A 288-nucleotide genomic window follows, 5' to 3' on the forward strand; every position below is an offset into this window, starting at 1 on the left:
GCCAGCACACTGTGGTGGAATCCGGGATCGTCCAGCTCCATGGCCATCGCATATTTGAAGTCGATGCGGCAGCGGACCGCCTCGGCGGCCTGCCGGTCCGACAGGCCGAGCAGGAACTGCAGCACACAGACAGTGGCCAGCTGAGCGGGCGAGAGCCCCGGACGCCCGTCCCTGGGGTACCAGTCCGCGAAGTCCTCGTCGCGCCACAGCCCCTCCAGCCGGTCCCGCACCCATATCGCCGTCGTGCCACCTGGATTGCTCGCCCGCGCGACCCGCGCGGTCAGAGGC

Annotated in this window: 1 protein-coding gene; it reads right to left on the reverse strand. The window is 69.8% G+C overall.

Going from position 1 to position 288, the window contains the following annotated elements:
- Positions 1-284 (reverse strand): transposase (locus R2S09_RS40420; protein WP_316746299.1); only part of this gene is annotated, 284 nt, incomplete at its 3' end.
- Positions 285-288: the final 4 nt, after the last annotated feature.

Source organism: Streptomyces sp. MK7, from assembly GCF_032658145.1.
Lineage (GTDB): Bacteria > Actinomycetota > Actinomycetes > Streptomycetales > Streptomycetaceae > Streptomyces > Streptomyces spiralis.